The sequence below is a fragment of the Corynebacterium poyangense genome (assembly GCF_014522205.1).
Classification (GTDB): Bacteria; Actinomycetota; Actinomycetes; order Mycobacteriales; family Mycobacteriaceae; genus Corynebacterium; species Corynebacterium poyangense.
On record NZ_CP046884.1, the window covers coordinates 37,701 to 52,786 of the forward strand.

Below are 15,086 nucleotides of genomic sequence, written 5' to 3' on the forward strand. Positions count from 1 at the left end.
GGCTTTCCACCTCCTTTATTGCTTGAGATAGCGCAATGCTGTGTTGAGAACTTCCCGACCGATGGGAGAAGACACTGCGCCGCCAGTGGCGCCTAGTCCCATTCCGCCGCCATTCTTGACCACCACAGCTACTGCCACATCTGCGTTTTGGGACGGGCCGAAAGCGACGTACCAGGTGTGGGGCGGATCCCCAGGCCCGCCGTGTTCGGCGGTTCCGGTTTTCGATGCGATGTCCTCACCGGCATAGCCGTGAGTAGAACGCTCAGACCCAATCATGAGGTCACGAATCTGAGCGGCAATGTCTTCCGGAATAGCTTGATTCAATTCCTTCGGTTTGGTGCGTGAGATCTCATGTAGATCTGCGCCGGTGATCCGGGAAATGAGGTGCGGCTCCATGCGTTTGCCGTTATTAGCCACGGTGGCAGCCATGACGGCTGCTTGAAGAGCTGACATGCTGACATCTCGTTGGCCAATAGAGCTTTGCCCCAGGGAAGCCTGGTCTGGAATGTCACCCAAGGCGCCAGCGGCGGTGGGAATCCCAAGGTCATAAGATTGCCCGACGCCAAAAGCCTGGGCGGTTTCTCGCAGAGCGTCTACCCCGGTCCCAATGCCCATTTGAACAAAGGCGGTGTTGCAGGACAGGGCAAAAGCAGTACGTAGGGTGACTTCGCCTCCTCCGGCACAGGGCTGGGCATCATAGTTGGTCAAGGTTTGTTCGGTGCCCGGCAGGGTAATAGAGGGGGCGCCGGTCAGTTTGGAATCTGGGCTGTAGCCGTGCTGTAAACCGGCCGCAGTGGTGATGATTTTGAAGGTAGAACCAGGGGGCAAGGTTTCCTGGGTAGCGTGGTTGAGCAGGGGGTTAGTGCTGTCGTTGCTCAAGGTGTTCCAGGTGCTTTCAGCAGTGTCATCATTGCTCAGGCCATTGGCATCAAAGCTAGGAGAAGAAGCCATGGCGAGGATTTCCCCGGTGCTTGGTTTGATGGCTACTACTGCACCTTGATAGCCAGACCGCGCCAACGCGTTATAGGCAGTTTCTTGGACCTCCGGGATGATACTGGTTTCTACGTTGGCACCCACCTGATCTTTCCCTAGGAACATCTCTCGCCAACGATTAGTAATCAACGAGTCATCAGTACCGTTGAGAATGTCATTTTGGCTGTTCTCTAGCCCCGATGTCCCATAGATATTGGACAGATACCCGGTGATGGGGGAGAAAGCGACGGGGTCCGTCGGATAACTGCGATGATAGATACCATTTTCATCCGGGTGAGATTCCGCTAGAACTTGCCCGCCGGCGGTAATAGTCCCACGAGCAATGGATTGGGTTTCTATCCGGATTCGTGGATTCTTGGGGTTATTTGCGTATTCCTCGTGACGGAAACCATGGATCAGCGTGAGGTTAGCCACCAAAACCAAGGTGAGGAGCAGACAGAACAGCGTGAGATGACGAATTGAACGATTCATGTTTTAGTTCCCCCCAGCAGGAGCAGCGGACAAGCTAGCAACGGGTTGTTCTTTTTGGGGCGAACGAGCAATGTGGGAAATCCGGAGGATCAACCCAAGCAGAATGTAGTTCGCCATCAGGGAGGAACCACCCTGGGACATAAAGGGGGTGGTAAGACCAGTCATGGGTAGCAGAGCAGTGATACCGGCACCCACCACAAAAACTTGGACGGCGATGGTCAGCGATAAACCAGCGGCTAATAGGGTTCCATAAGAATCCCGAGCTTGCATGGCAGTGCGGAAACCGCGGGTGATGAAGACGGCGAATAGCAGGAGCACAGCGGTAAGCCCAACAAATCCGAGCTCTTCACCGATCGCGGCCAGGATGTAGTCAGACTCGGCTACTGGCACCAAGTAGGGGTAGCCTTGGCCAATTCCGGTGCCGCTGATTCCGCCGAAAGACATGCCGAAAAGTGCCATGGATAGCTGGTATCCAGAGGTGGGGTCCAGGAAGTAGGCGACGCGTTCTTGGATCTTATCGGAAATAAAGTACAAACCTACGGCGCCGATGGCGATGAGTACCACGCCAATAAGTAGCCAGGATGCCCGGCCAGTGGCGAGGTAAACCATCCCCAGCACGGTAATGAATAACAACAGCGCCGGGCCAAAGTCATTTGCGCCGGCCATGATGATCATGGCGAAGGCCCATACCGCTAAAACAGGTGCCAGGTCTCGGAGCCGGGGGAAGTCCATGCCGAGGAAGCGATAGCCGGCAACCGTGAATAAGGCGCGTTTGTTGACTAGGAGTTGAGCAAAAAAGAGCAACAGCAGGATCTTGGAAAACTCTCCGGGTTGGACAGAGAAGGGGCCAAAGTTGATCCAGATGCGGGCGTCGGCGTTAATCGCGGTAGGCCAGGCTAGGGGCAAGGCAAGAAGAACCAACCCCACCAAACCCAGTAAGTAGCTATAGCGAGTAAGTACTCGATAATCCGGGAGGACCACAAGCACGGTGATCATTAAGGCAATGCCCACCAATGACCACAGAATCTGGCGATTAACCAAACCAGCTTCGGTGGCGAGGTCAAGGCGATAGATCATGACTAGCCCTAAGCCGTTGAGCACGGAGGTAACCGGCAGCATGATTTGATCGGCTTGAGGCGCGAGAATACACAGTGCGAGGTGGGCGAGGGTGAAGATTACGATGAACCCGCCAATAACCCACAGCATCTCAGTGCTCAGTGCATTTCCTTGGCTTAGTTCCAAGTTCACTAGGGTAATAGCAATAAAGACCGTAGCGACAATCAGCAGCGCCATTTCAGTGCGGCGAGCGGTGAGCTGTTTGAGGACGGACATTAGCGGTTGGCCTCCTCGGTGTTTTGGACTATACGGCAATCCACCCCAGGGGTGGTTCGGGCCCCAGCTTTATCTTCTTGTTGATTCTTGTTGCCTTCTCGGGTAACGCAGGCCGGAAGGGCCTCCGCTGCGAGGCGCTGTAGATCTTCTTTGACACTGTCATAGGAGCCGCTAGGCATAGAGCTCACCGAGCCTCGCGCAGATTCTGGTAGATCATTCAGCTTGAAAACCTGGCAGCTCCTGTCCTGGGTAGCATCTTCTGGGCTGAGCAGCCGCAGGTCACCGCTGCCATCAATGCAGGCGAGTTGGTAAGGGGAGTGGAGGTCATGGCCGAAAATAGTGTAGTTAGCACCTTGTTGAATAAGTAGTTCCTGCTGGTCGGTGACGCTGAGATAGAAATTCCGATCTAGGCGGCTGTTGAGCGCCCACCCACCAAGAAGCAGTGCAATAACGGCGACCAGTGCACTAATCATCCACACCCATCGGCTTTTGGTGTTGCGCGGTGAGTACGAATCTTCCTCAACGTGGGCAGCATCCGGGAGTGGCGGTTCGTCATTTTCGGAGGAGTGCCCGGTTAAAGGTTGGGGAACACTGCGACCATCCGGGGTAATAGTAGCCGGGCGACGTTGAATAGCTGCCGCCCGTCCAGCCGAAGAATCCGGCCAGTTGTCTTCTTCAGGTTCCCCCGCTAAGGCGCCTACGGTTTGGGGGACGTTCTTTATTGACTGCGCCCGGGAGTTGTCATCTCCCTCTTTAATGTCAGCGATAACAACGGTGACATTATCCGGTCCTCCTGAGCGTAGCGCTAAATCCACCAGGCGACGTGCTGCTTCTTCGGGAGTGCCCTGGCTGAGGGTGCTTTCAATAGTGGAATGAGTAACTGGGTCAGATAATCCGTCCGAGCATAGAAGCCAGCGATCACCCGGTTGGGCGTCGAAACTTTCCAGGGTAGGATCGACCGGCTCGCCAGTGTAGGCCTTCAAAATCACTGAGCGCCGAGGATGGGTAGAGACATCTTCCGGGGAGAGTTTGCCCTGATCTACCAGGGACTGCACAAAGGTGTCATCTTTTGTTATCTGGGTGAGTTTGCCATCGCGGAGCCGGTATCCACGGGAATCACCAACATGGCACAAGGCTAGTTCGGTGCCGTTAAAGAGCAACGCGGTGAGTGTGGTTCCCATCCCGGTGTATTCCACATGCTGCGCCGCTTCGCTACGAATTTCCTGATTGGCGTCTTCTGCCACGCTGCCGAGCAGCGCAGCCATGTCTAAGTCTTCTGGGTCAGCATCAAGCTGGGCTAAGTGCCGGATCATTAATTGTGAAGCTACTTCTCCGGCGGCATGGCCACCCATGCCGTCGGCAAGAGCCAAAAGATAGTTTCCGGCGTAGGCGGAGTCTTCGTTGTTGCCGCGTACTAGGCCTCGGTCGGACGCGGCGGCATAGTCAAAGTAGAGCGTCACGGAACCAACCTCACCGTTGTTCGACCAACTTTGATATCACTCCCTACAGCCACGCGCTCCGGCTGCTCAATACGGTATCCACCAAGATAGGTGCCGTTACGAGAAGCGAGATCCTCAATGAACCAATCATTGCCCCGCTTAAATAATCGGGCATGGTGCGAGGAGGCATAGTCATCCCCAACTTGGAAAGTGCAATCCTTCCCGCGGCCAATGACGATGTCATCGATTTGGTCAACCTCCAGATAAGAACCTTGGAGCGGGCCTTCAACAATTTGTAGCCGGGTGGCAGGGGGAGTGCGACGTATACTGCTTCCACCATGTGAAACGACAGACCCGTTGCCTTGGGCGGGCAGTGATCCAGAAACATTATCTGAATCCCGTTTCATGGCACGAACCGCCATGAGAACAAAGAACCACAACAGCACCAAAAGGCCGATCTTCATGATCAGCATGATGAGTGATTCCATGGGTGACAGGACCTCCTTGGCGAGCTGGCCGGTGCTGGGTTCTTAGTTCTGGGGGTTACCGGTTATGCGGACTTCGATATGTGAATGGCCCAGAGTGATGATGTCACCATCAGCCAAGAGCCAATTCTCTACCGGGGTGTCATTGACCGTGGTTCCGTTGGTGGATTGCAAATCAACGAGTACGGCGTCTCTGCCATCCCAGGTGATCTCGGCGTGTTGGCGGGACACCCCGGTATCAGGGAGACGAAAATCAACATCATTGGAACGGCCAATAGTGTTAGAACCTTCATGGACCAAGTAGGTCCGAGAGGAACCGTCTTGAAGCAATAGACTTACCGTGAGCTCCGATTCCTTGGGCGGGACCGGCTGGTTAACCTGGTCTTCTTCGTGATGGGGTTGATGAGATTGAGCTGTGGATGGGGCAGGGAAACCACCACCGGCGGCCGGAAAATACTCAGTTTCCCAAGGGGGAGACGCTTGCTGGCGTGACTGATGCATTGACTCACTTTCCTCAGGTATTAGCTCAAGGTGGCGGGAATCAAAGCCACTACTTTCTGCGGGGTGTGGGGAAATGGACGACGATGCGCGAAGCTGTCCGGTGCGCATTCCTTCCTCCGCTTCCACAATGACGGTTGGTGGGCCTTCTAAAATCCAGCCTCGGTTCCGGCACAACCGCATCATCTGTTCTGCGAAAGACTCCGGGAGGTTGGGATAGTGAGAAGAAAGATTATCCCTATCTTTTGGGCTGACACTGACGCGAATGACATTCGGTGCAGTGATCGTTCCTTGGGGAGAACGGGTCAAATTATCTTCAAGTTCCTGTTTAATAAGTTCATCGATTTCAGCGGGAACCACGCGTCCCCCAAAAACGAAAGCGAACCCATTATCGAGGCCACGCTGCATGGCACTGTCAATTTTGGCGAAACGTCCTAGGACAGACACCGTTGACCTCCTTACAGTAATCTCTAATCTCGACAGCCATATATTCCCGCACATCAGAAAATTAAAGAGCTCTGATATGCGCTAGTAATAGTATAGGCAGCTAAGGGTACAGGATCCTAGTTCAAATTACCTTAATAATATGATCTGAGTGTGTTCTGGATCTTTGAGAAATCCATTGTCAACTGCAGATTTGGGTATTTGGCGGTGACTCATGGTATCTTAGTCAAGTCGCACAGCGGCTGTATTGGATTTAATGACACTCGGGCGAGTGGCGGAATTGGCAGACGCGCTGGCTTCAGGTGCCAGTGTCCTTTTACGGACGTGGGGGTTCAAGTCCCCCTTCGCCCACAAAACACCCCGGAGCTTCAGGTAAACACAGCTCCGGGTTTTTTCTCACTTGATGCTGTTAAGGCTTCTGTAATTGGGGATTGAAAGCCCCTACGGTGTGACTAGCCGACATCGTCGTATGCTCGACCTCTTTTCTCTGTTGTGGAAAAGTAGCAGTTTTGCTTCCACTATCTCTTTGCATCGAGACAACTCTGGCTACAGGGACCTAAAACATGAGGTAATACCTATGGCTGGCTGATGGGATCTTTCTTAGAGGAATGTTTAGATACCTATTCCTAAATGGCTTGTAAAGCCAAATCTTACACCCGAATGAGGTTAACACCTTTACAGAAAATGTAAAAATGTTAATTTCGGGTTATGGCTATTGATACAAGAAAAACTTCTATTCCTTTGCCGCCCATGACTGCAACATTATGGGGAACCCCAGATGAAGCGAAGCCTCTATCTCCAAGTATCAAGAAGCTACTGGGAAAACTTCTGAACGCATCCGCAGAGAATGTTGCGCACCCCTTAGAGGATGAGATTCAAATTCAACCTTCGCAGATTAATCCAGACGATCTTGCTGATCTGAAGAAGATTGTTGGAGATCAATTCGTTACTACTGAAAAACGGCATAGATTGCGGAGGTCTAGAGGAAAGTCTTATCCAGATCTTTTGGATATGCGTTCCGGAAAAGAACTCGATTCCCCTGATGCAGTGGTGGCACCAGGAACAGAGCAAGAAGTGTTGGAGATTCTAAAACTCTGTTCAAAGAAAAAAATTGCTGTGGTACCTTTTGGCGGAGGGACAAGTGTTGTAGGAGGGGTTAATCCACTTCGGGGAAAATTTTCTGCCCTGATTTCACTTGATCTGCTGAGATTCAATCAACTCGAGGATGTTGATTCTCTTTCAATGGAAGCAACTTTGGGGGCAGGTCTTTCTGGACCTCATGCAGAGATCCTCTTAGAGAATTACGGAATGCAATTGGGCCATTATCCACAGTCCTTTCCCTACGCGTCGATTGGGGGTTACGCCGCAACTCGTTCTTCCGGCCAGTCTTCCGCAGGATATGGAAGGTTCGACGAAATGGTTCGCGGCTTAACAATTGTGACACCACAAGGGATTAACCATGTTGGGCATAATGCGCCAAAATCAGCTGCTGGTCCCGATCTCCGCGGTCTATTTCTGGGCTCGGAAGGGGTATTCGGGATCATCACTAAAGTTCGAGTTCAGGTACATAAAATTCCGGAATGCAAGCGATACGAAGCTTTCAGTTTTAAAGATTTCCACTCTGGTGTTGCTGCTATCCGGCAGGCAGTCCAAACAGGAACTGGCCCTACAGTTATCCGTCTATCTGATGAGATGGAGTCGAGTGTAAATCTCACATCAACAGATTCCATCGGGGAATCAGACTCAAAACAAAAGGGTTGTTTATGTCTCACAATGTATGAAGGGACTTCCGAACATGCAAGCTCACGCCACGAGGAGACAAGAAACCTTTTGCTTTCTCTGGGCGGGAAATCACTAGGTGAAAATCCAGTCAGACAATGGGAACAAGGAAGGTTTGGAGCACCAGTTCTCCGGGATGGCCTATTGGATAACGGTGCTGTATGCGAAACTTTGGAAACTGCCACGGATTGGAGCAATGTTATTTCTCTGAAAAAGGCAGTAACTAAAGCTATTGGTGACCGTTTAGCTAACACGGGTACTCCGGTATTGATTATGTGTCACGTATCACATATCTATGACGGGGGTTGTTCTCTTTATTTCACAATTATCGCAGGGCAAAGTGAAGATAATCCAGAAGAACAATGGTGGAATACAAAAAAGGCGGTATGTAGAGCAATTGTGGCCAATGGTGGCACCATCAGCCATCATCACGCCGTTGGGGCAGATCATCGTGAGTACCTACCCCACGAAATCGGAGACACCAATATTTCGCTTTTGAGAGCTATCAAAAACCACCTTGATCCCGTGGGAATTCTTAATCCTGCCAAACTCATATAAGTAATTAAGGACATACGCCATGTTCGCAAACTCGGAGTCGTATCCTCTCAGAACTGTAGAAATTTCTCGTGTGGCCTTGCTTACCAACCCCAAAGCTGGAAAGGGAAATGCATCTAGAGCAGCTGAAATAGCCAGGCAGACACTAACCCGCACAGGTGTAGATGTCGTCGGTATATCGGGGTCTTCGGCTGCTGCATCCCGTCAGCTTGCCAAAGAGATGATTGCTGATCCAGATATTGATGCTCTTGTAGTTTGCGGTGGTGATGGACTTATCAACCTTGCGCTCCAAGCGCATTCCTACTCAAACAAACCTATCGGAATAATTCCTTCAGGTACCGGCAATGACACCGCCCGAGCACTCGGAATATCTCTGGATCCGAGACGAGCAGCGCTTACTGTTGTACGTGGGTTTACCAGCACCTGCGACTTAGGGAAACTGCGCGATGTCCATGCTAAAGAACGATATTTCGGAACTATCGCATGTGCTGGCTTTGATTCTTTAGTCTCCGATCGGGCCAATACGTTAGCCTGGCCGCACGGGAAAGCACGGTATAACCTTGCGATGCTCGTGGAATTTAGCAAGTTTCATGCTATCCCAGCCAAAATATATCTCGATGACAAAGAATGCATCGATGATGATGTAACCCTTTGTTCTATAGGTAACACCACTACTTACGGTGGCGGCATGATGGCATGTCCCCACGCAGATCACCATGATGGACTCTTTGATGTCACTGTTATTCACCGAATAAATCGTCGAAAAGCTGCCAGAAACGTGAGGAGATTCTTCACAGGAGAATTTGAGGGTTTTCCGGAAGCTACTTTGCATCGGGCTAAGAAAGTAGAAATACATATGCCCGGAATAAATATTTATGCAGATGGAGATCGAATGTTTTCCTCTCCGGTCACAGCCGAAATAGCACCAGCGGCTGGCTGTTTTATAGTTCCTCGGCCTTAGCCACAGCCCCTTTTGGAGAAGCACATGTCTAATTTATCAGATTTACACTCAACTAAAAGAACCATCCAACGTCGACGGCTGTGGATTCGTAGTTCCATCATAATAGTACTGGTAGCGCCGCTTTTGGTAGCAGCAGCATGGATGTGGTCGATGTGGGATCCTTCTCACTACCTTTCAGAAGTAAAACTGGCGGTGGTTAATGAAGATCTCGGTACTCAGCAGGACGGAAAACAAGTCAGTTATGGTGCGGACGTAGTCAAAGGACTGTTGGAAACTGATTACCTCAATTTTACCGTGGAAAATTCATCAAACGCCGATAAAGGGTTAAGAACAGGTGAGTATATGGCGGTCCTATCTATACCTAAGAATTTTTCCTCCGATATTGCCACAGTAGTAAATTCACATCCGAAGCAACCTGAAGTTATAATATCATATAATGACCATTACGGGACAAATACTCCATTATTAACATCAGGGTTAATTCCGGGAATCCAGCAAGGGATTCAAATGGGCATTTCTCAGGGCTACGGTGCACAAATACTGGATGGCCTGAATAAACTTGGATCAGGGTTAAATGCTGCTTCAGAAGGAGCGAAGCAACTTGATGATGGGATGGGCCAGTTAAAAGATGGTACAGCGCAGGGCGTAGATGGCACACGTCAGCTCAAAGACGGAACTGAGCAGTTATTAAATGGCGCTGTTCAACTAGATGATGGGATGTCTCAATTGCTGGATGGTACGGGCAAACTTGGAACAGGGGCATCTCAAATCGATGAAGGAGTAGGTCAACTTACAGGAACTCTTATTCCTTTGTTACGACAAGTAGGTTCTGTTGTATCTGGTATAACACCCGTTATTAACCAATTAGAAAATTTGGGTCTTCATTCCCAGGCGCAAGAACTGCGGAACAGTATTTCAGCACTTGATAACAGTAGTCCAGATGCGTTATCCAACCAGTTACAAAAGCTAAAAAGTGGTACCGCCGAAATGAGCTATAATCTAAATGATCCTAGGGCACCGTATTTATCTGGGGTATTACAGCTTAAAAACGGTACTAGTCAGTTAAAGGATGGTGCTAATCAGTTAGATGATGGCATGAGCCAAATGAAAGACGGTTCGTTTTTACTTGATGATGGTGCTCGGCAATTAAAAGAAGGAACAAACCAGTTAAGAAAGGGACTGTCTGAGGGGGCGCAACAAGCTCCTAAAATTGAGGATATAGAGTCTTCTTCCCACCAGATTGCGGTCCCAGTAGGTTACGTCCAGGATTACCGACATCCGGTACAAACTCTGCAAGATTTAAATAACCCAACGTCGAAGGTTTTGTCTGAGGGTGTCACTATGATTCTCATATTAGTCTTCGGCTTTTTAGCCATGGCCCTTTCTAGTATGCTAACTCCACATCTGTTAGGAAGTCGGAAGCACCGTGGGTTTATCAGGCCTGTTCTCGCCGGATTTGGCTTATTGGCAGCTGTAAATCTCGCTATTCTGACTTTACTAACATGGGCTGGTAGCGCTGCAAGCTTCAGTATTGATTCTCCGTTGGGATTTGGCGTTGCAATCATCTTGATAGCCTCAAATGGTACTGCTTGTTTCCAGATGTTACGCATAGTTTTTGGTCAATTGGTTGGCGCTAGTCTAGCGTTGGGATATTTTGCTTACGGAGTCTTTTGTTTTGGCGGCGTATGGCCCACGCAGTTAACCCCTGCTCCTTTGAAAGCATTGCATTACCTCCATCCGATGAGCTACGCGCGAGATATTTATGTGCGTTCAGTGGATTCTAATTTTGATGGTACTTTCTATCGTGCAGTACTTGTGCTTATTATTAGTACACTATGCTTCCTTGGTGTTTCTATTTGTGCCCGAATGGTCAAAACAATGAGAAATAACAAGTGGGAGTCCGAAAATCATGTAGATCATATAATTCAGGAGAGATATAACTATGTCTAGTCCCTCTAATCCCATCGGTTTAATTTCTGGTGTAGCTAAAGACAATATCGAATGGAACCACGGTTGTGACAAAGTGGAATCTTCGATTTTGGCTTCTGCTAAAAGACTGATAATTGAGCGTGGGGTTCAGGGAACTTCAATGGCAGCTATTGCTCGGGACGCGGGAATTTCCCGCCCGACACTTTATGCCCGCTATGAAAATCGGGACGCCATTGTCCGACAACTATTAAACAATGAAATAGTGGGACTACTAGATGCAGTTTTCCCAATTCCGACTACTTTAGAGGATTTTATTAATCAAATAATTCAGGTAGCGGAAAAGGCTATAGGAAGCAAGTTTTTGAAAGCAATAGTTTCTCATGATCCGGAGGCTCTTGTCACTTATCAGTACGCGCGCTTAGGCAGATCGCAGCTGACTTTAATAAGATTTATTAAGAATATCATACTGAAATTACAACAGGATAATAATATTAGTCAGGAAAAAATCTGCAAAGATGATCCAGAAGTCTTAGCCACTTTTGTTCTATCAACTACCCAAGCTGTGGCTTTGCAGTCGACGGCTTTGGAACCGCATCTAGCTGGAAGAACTACATGGAAAATTGAGCTTTCTAAAATTTTGAAAGGATATTTATCAAATGTATGAGACAATTAGTCTAGAAAGCGCCTTGAATCGCAATCGTCGAGAAAGAGAAATTTCTGAATTATCGGATTCAAATAACGATATTGTAGATTTAGTAGTAATCGGAGGGGGCATCACAGGAGTTGGCGTGGCTTTAGATGCTGCCTCAAGGGGGCTCAAAACTGTATTGTTCGAAAAGCATGATCTGGCTTTCGGCACCTCTAGATGGTCGTCGAAATTGGCTCATGGGGGCTTGCGTTATCTAGCAAAAGGGGAAGTATCGATTGCGCATCATTCCGCAGTCGAAAGAGGGATCCTCATGGAGCGTAATGCTCCGCATCTGGTGTCTTCTCTACCTCAGGTAACTGCATTAGCAGCTGACACCAATTTGCTGCAGAAGTTAGCAGTGAGAGCTGGATATCTCGCGGGAGATGTGCTGAGAATTACAGCGGGTACAAAGTCATCTACTCTGCCTAGGTCAAAGTTTGTTTCTCCGAGACACGCTCTGGAGTTGTGTCCTCAAATCCTACGGAATCGTCTTCGAGGAGCTTGGGTTAATTTTGACGGTCAAATGGTGGATGATGCTCGATTGGTTACTGCGGTAGCTCGGACGGCGGCCGAAAAAGGTGCGTCAATCTTGACTTATTGTGAAGTAGTCGAGGCAACTGGTGATTGTGTTAAAGTACGCGATCGGATAAAGAATGTGGAGTTCGTGGTCCGTGCTCGGTCAGTGATTAGTGCTATAGGAGTTTGGGCGCAGAGTTTAGATTCAACGATTAAAGTGCGCCCAGCTCGGGGAACTCATCTAGTTTTTGATGCGACATTATTTGGTAATCCAGTTGGCGCAATGACGGTACCTCTTGAAGGTTCTATTTCACGATATCTCTTTGTCCTTCCGGAACAACATGGTCGTTGTTATTTAGGATTGACTGACGAAGACAACCCAGGGGAAATACCCGATGTTCCGCCTACCCCAGAGGAAGATATTGATTTCCTTATCCGCGGGATAAACCGAGCTCTCGAAGTAAAGATCGAGCGCAAAGACGTAAAAGCTGCGTTTACTGGGCTAAGACCCTTAATCGAAAGTGCTAACGGTGGGGGCAGTACTGCTGATCTATCACGACGGCATGCGATTCTTGAGGCCAAAGATGGGTTGATTTCAATAACTGGTGGCAAATTTACCGAATATCGGCTAATGGCTGAAGAAGTGGTAGATCGTGCGGTTAAATCACGAGGACTTCAGGCTAGTTCTTGTAGGACAAGGAACCTTCCATTGGTTGGTGCTCCTAACCACCCACTCTACGAACATGTCCAGAAAGAGCAACTTTCTGGATTACCCACTTGCATTGTTCGACGTTTCGGTAATGAAGCACCCGCAGTGGTTTCAGTAGCAAAGATAAAGCGACCGTGCGATTTATTAGATGGTGTACCAGATGTTACAAGAGCGGAGATTAGCTTTGCTATTACCCATGAGGGTGCGTTAACGGTAGATGACATCCTTGATCGAAGAACGCGGATTGGTTTGGTGGCAGAAGATCGCGTGCAAGTTGAAGAAGAGATCTCAGAAATATTCAACGAAGTTATGCAGCAAATGTGACTCTGGTTTTGATGTAGAGAGGAAGAGAAATGAGTTCTCCTGAAGTTAGAGCAGTGATAGGGAAACTAGGAGTATGGGCCCAGGTCAACCATCCTGTTACTACAGCAAATTTGATGCGTAGATTGACATCATCAAAATCACACAAGCATCATTCGCATCAAAATATTTCAGTTGAAGAGAGAAGAACAGGGCTAGACGTTGCTGCCAAGGCTGCGGGGATACCCCAACAAGTTCCTCCTGAGGATCGCCTCAATGGCATTGCCTTGGCTAACCGAGCGGCTCGAATCCCAGGAACTATTTAATCTTGCAGAAGAAGGCAATTATCATGAATAATACCCGATTTTTGAAGTTCTTTGCCTCGGCCGTAACATTAACATCCATTTTTTGTTTGTTTACCCCTACCGCGAAAAGTGTGGAATTATCCAGCCCGCTGATCTCACTCGATGATTATTTGGCAAGCATACCCAGTGTTCAAGAAGACATTACGCCACGTCTAAGCCCACAAGTTTCCGGTATTTCCACCGAATTAGGTACTACCGGTTTTCGGGTGACTGCCCCGTTCAATAGTGAACCCGGCCCTATCCGTAAAACCTTTGGTCAACCCGGCAAGCATCAGGTAGCCAGTACTGCGGTAACCCAGGGTTGCGGTCCCTTTTATCGTTTTTACAACGAGGTGCTGCGTTTTAACCATGCAGTTAATGATCCAGCGGAGTGTTATCGAACAGCCCCTGAGGGAAATCTTCCTGCTCTAGGCTACCAATTTATATACCCCACTGATCTCCAGCCCGGAACTAGAGTTCCGGTGATAATATTGAGTCCTGGAATTGGGGTCGAACCAGGATTTATGCAACGACATGCGGAATTCTATGCTTCCCACGGGTATGTTGTAGCTCTTGGTTATTCCCTCCTTAATTGGTTTGGGGCGCAAATGTCACTTGCGGCAGCTGCAGCTCATTTAGCTGACCAGGATTTGGAAAGCCCTATATATAACCACGTAGATTTTTCAAGGGTAGTTTTGGTAGGTCATTCTGCAGGCGGCGGATCGGCTCTGAGGATGTCTGGGCTAATGGGTGATTTTCTGCACCAAATTGGGCGTGAAGATGCCCAGATTCGAGGAGTAATTGGTATTAATCCAGGCCCTGCAGATTTTTCCTTGGCCTCGCCGCCTTCTGCAGTTCCTACACTGGTGCTGCCAGCTGAACATGAAACCTTGGTTCCTCATCCCTTATCCCGCATTGCCTTTGATAAAGCCGTCGGTCCGAAATGGTGGGCAGTAGTTCGAGGTGCTGAACATGGCGTCTATTTGGACTCTCCTGGAAAGTCTATCTATGATTCTTTAGTAGTTGCATTCTCTAACTACGTCAATGTGGGAGATCCTGAATCTACTAGCATATTTGAAGGATCTGATTATCGTCTCGCGAAAGACCCCGAGCTAATTGGAGTAGAAAAATACTAAAGGTAATTTATCTTTAATATTCGGTAGATCTACCCCTTCGATAAGAAATAAGATAGAGAAAATTTTATATAAAAAATTATATTGAGTATATTCTCTATCTTTTCGCATTTTAACGACGATATTATCTTGCCTGAGGCAGCAGTGTTGTAGGAATCTACGTATTTTAAATATTGCAAAATTAAACCTTATTAAAAATAAATAGATTACTATTTTTCATACATTGTGTAGTCTCGAAGAATATGTGCAGTTTTTCTCCCCCATTCACTGTTTTTTGTTCTTTCTTGATGTTTCTTAAATGATTTCTGATCAACGAACTGCTCCGAGACTTCCCAGGTCAGTCCATCAGAAAGTTCACGAACTATGAACTTTAAGCAGCCAGGTTCTTGTCGAGAAGCGATTATATGGCCAGGCAAGTATTTAAGAATCAACTCTGTTTCGTCAGAATTTTTACATCGCAAATATCCAGTCAGAATTATGGATTTTCTAGTCACGTTGCTATTTTACATT

Annotated in this window: 13 protein-coding genes and 1 tRNA gene; 8 read left to right on the forward strand and 6 right to left on the reverse strand. The window is 48.5% G+C overall.

What is annotated here, in order from left to right; genetic code table 11:
• Positions 1–15: 15 nt before the first annotated feature.
• From GP475_RS00185 to GP475_RS00205, 5 genes are read right to left on the reverse strand one after another with little or no spacing between them, the layout of a single operon-like run.
• Positions 16–1,464, reverse strand: coding sequence for a penicillin-binding transpeptidase domain-containing protein (locus GP475_RS00185; RefSeq protein WP_187974676.1), 1,449 nt, complete (start codon positions 1,462–1,464; stop codon positions 16–18).
• A gap of 3 nt (positions 1,465–1,467) precedes the next feature.
• Entirely contained in the window at positions 1,468–2,796 is a 1,329-nt protein-coding gene (locus GP475_RS00190; protein WP_187974677.1) for an FtsW/RodA/SpoVE family cell cycle protein, read from the reverse strand.
• Positions 2,796–4,256, reverse strand: a complete 1,461-nt coding sequence (locus GP475_RS00195) for a PP2C family protein-serine/threonine phosphatase (RefSeq protein ID WP_187974678.1) — start codon at positions 4,254–4,256, stop codon at positions 2,796–2,798. The genes GP475_RS00190 and GP475_RS00195 overlap by 1 nt, the downstream gene beginning before the upstream one ends.
• Positions 4,253–4,723: an FHA domain-containing protein FhaB/FipA gene (locus tag GP475_RS00200; protein ID WP_187974679.1), complete on the reverse strand. Its 471-nt coding sequence runs from the start codon at positions 4,721–4,723 to the stop codon at positions 4,253–4,255. The genes GP475_RS00195 and GP475_RS00200 overlap by 4 nt, the downstream gene beginning before the upstream one ends.
• Before the next feature lie 42 nt (positions 4,724–4,765).
• The gene (locus GP475_RS00205) at positions 4,766–5,665 is read right to left on the reverse strand and encodes a DUF3662 and FHA domain-containing protein (protein ID WP_262485200.1); all 900 of its coding nucleotides are present in this window, start codon (positions 5,663–5,665) and stop codon (positions 4,766–4,768) included.
• 262 nt (positions 5,666–5,927) lie between these two features.
• On the opposite strand from GP475_RS00205, the gene GP475_RS00210 reads away from it, so the two are divergent.
• The 8 genes from GP475_RS00210 (at position 5,928) to GP475_RS00245 (ending at position 14,579) form a co-directional block, all read left to right on the forward strand.
• A tRNA-Leu gene (locus GP475_RS00210) sits at positions 5,928–6,013 on the forward strand.
• 357 nt (positions 6,014–6,370) lie between these two features.
• Entirely contained in the window at positions 6,371–7,999 is a 1,629-nt protein-coding gene (locus GP475_RS00215; RefSeq protein WP_262485201.1) for an FAD-binding oxidoreductase, read from the forward strand.
• 19 nt (positions 8,000–8,018) lie between these two features.
• Positions 8,019–8,957, forward strand: a complete 939-nt coding sequence (locus tag GP475_RS00220; RefSeq protein WP_187974681.1) for a diacylglycerol kinase — start codon at positions 8,019–8,021, stop codon at positions 8,955–8,957.
• Positions 8,958–8,981: 24 nt separating this feature from the next.
• On the forward strand, positions 8,982–10,907 hold the full coding sequence (locus GP475_RS00225) for a YhgE/Pip family protein (RefSeq protein WP_187974682.1): 1,926 nt from the start codon (positions 8,982–8,984) through the stop codon (positions 10,905–10,907).
• Positions 10,900–11,550: a TetR/AcrR family transcriptional regulator gene (locus GP475_RS00230; RefSeq protein WP_187974683.1), complete on the forward strand. Its 651-nt coding sequence runs from the start codon at positions 10,900–10,902 to the stop codon at positions 11,548–11,550. Before GP475_RS00225 ends, GP475_RS00230 begins: the two co-directional genes overlap by 8 nt.
• A complete protein-coding gene (locus tag GP475_RS00235) occupies positions 11,543–13,123 on the forward strand; it encodes a glycerol-3-phosphate dehydrogenase/oxidase (protein ID WP_223144670.1) in 1,581 nt (526 codons plus the stop codon). The genes GP475_RS00230 and GP475_RS00235 overlap by 8 nt, the downstream gene beginning before the upstream one ends.
• Before the next feature lie 29 nt (positions 13,124–13,152).
• A complete protein-coding gene (locus tag GP475_RS00240; protein WP_187974684.1) occupies positions 13,153–13,425 on the forward strand; it encodes a hypothetical protein in 273 nt (90 codons plus the stop codon).
• 23 nt (positions 13,426–13,448) lie between these two features.
• A complete protein-coding gene (locus tag GP475_RS00245; RefSeq protein ID WP_187974685.1) occupies positions 13,449–14,579 on the forward strand; it encodes an alpha/beta hydrolase family protein in 1,131 nt (376 codons plus the stop codon).
• Positions 14,580–14,785: 206 nt separating this feature from the next.
• Here the strand turns inward: GP475_RS00245 and GP475_RS00250 are convergent, their stop codons facing one another.
• Positions 14,786–15,070 carry a putative quinol monooxygenase gene (locus tag GP475_RS00250; RefSeq protein WP_223144671.1) on the reverse strand — a complete coding sequence of 95 codons (285 nt, stop codon included), beginning with the start codon at positions 15,068–15,070 and terminating at the stop codon, positions 14,786–14,788.
• Between the last annotated feature and the right edge of the window lie 16 nt (positions 15,071–15,086).

Bases quoted from the DNA above. Each gene is read 5' to 3' on its own strand.
- GP475_RS00185 (WP_187974676.1), bottom strand. From the start codon at position 1,464: ATGAATCGTTCAATTCGTCATCTCACGCTGTTCTGTCTGCTCCTCACC.
- GP475_RS00190 (WP_187974677.1), bottom strand. From the start codon at position 2,796: ATGTCCGTCCTCAAACAGCTCACCGCTCGCCGCACTGAAATGGCGCTG.
- GP475_RS00200 (WP_187974679.1), bottom strand. From the start codon at position 4,723: ATGGAATCACTCATCATGCTGATCATGAAGATCGGCCTTTTGGTGCTG.
- GP475_RS00215 (WP_262485201.1), top strand. From the start codon at position 6,371: ATGGCTATTGATACAAGAAAAACTTCTATTCCTTTGCCGCCCATGACT.
- GP475_RS00220 (WP_187974681.1), top strand. From the start codon at position 8,019: ATGTTCGCAAACTCGGAGTCGTATCCTCTCAGAACTGTAGAAATTTCT.
- GP475_RS00225 (WP_187974682.1), top strand. From the start codon at position 8,982: ATGTCTAATTTATCAGATTTACACTCAACTAAAAGAACCATCCAACGT.
- GP475_RS00230 (WP_187974683.1), top strand. From the start codon at position 10,900: ATGTCTAGTCCCTCTAATCCCATCGGTTTAATTTCTGGTGTAGCTAAA.
- GP475_RS00235 (WP_223144670.1), top strand. From the start codon at position 11,543: ATGTATGAGACAATTAGTCTAGAAAGCGCCTTGAATCGCAATCGTCGA.
- GP475_RS00240 (WP_187974684.1), top strand. From the start codon at position 13,153: ATGAGTTCTCCTGAAGTTAGAGCAGTGATAGGGAAACTAGGAGTATGG.
- GP475_RS00245 (WP_187974685.1), top strand. From the start codon at position 13,449: ATGAATAATACCCGATTTTTGAAGTTCTTTGCCTCGGCCGTAACATTA.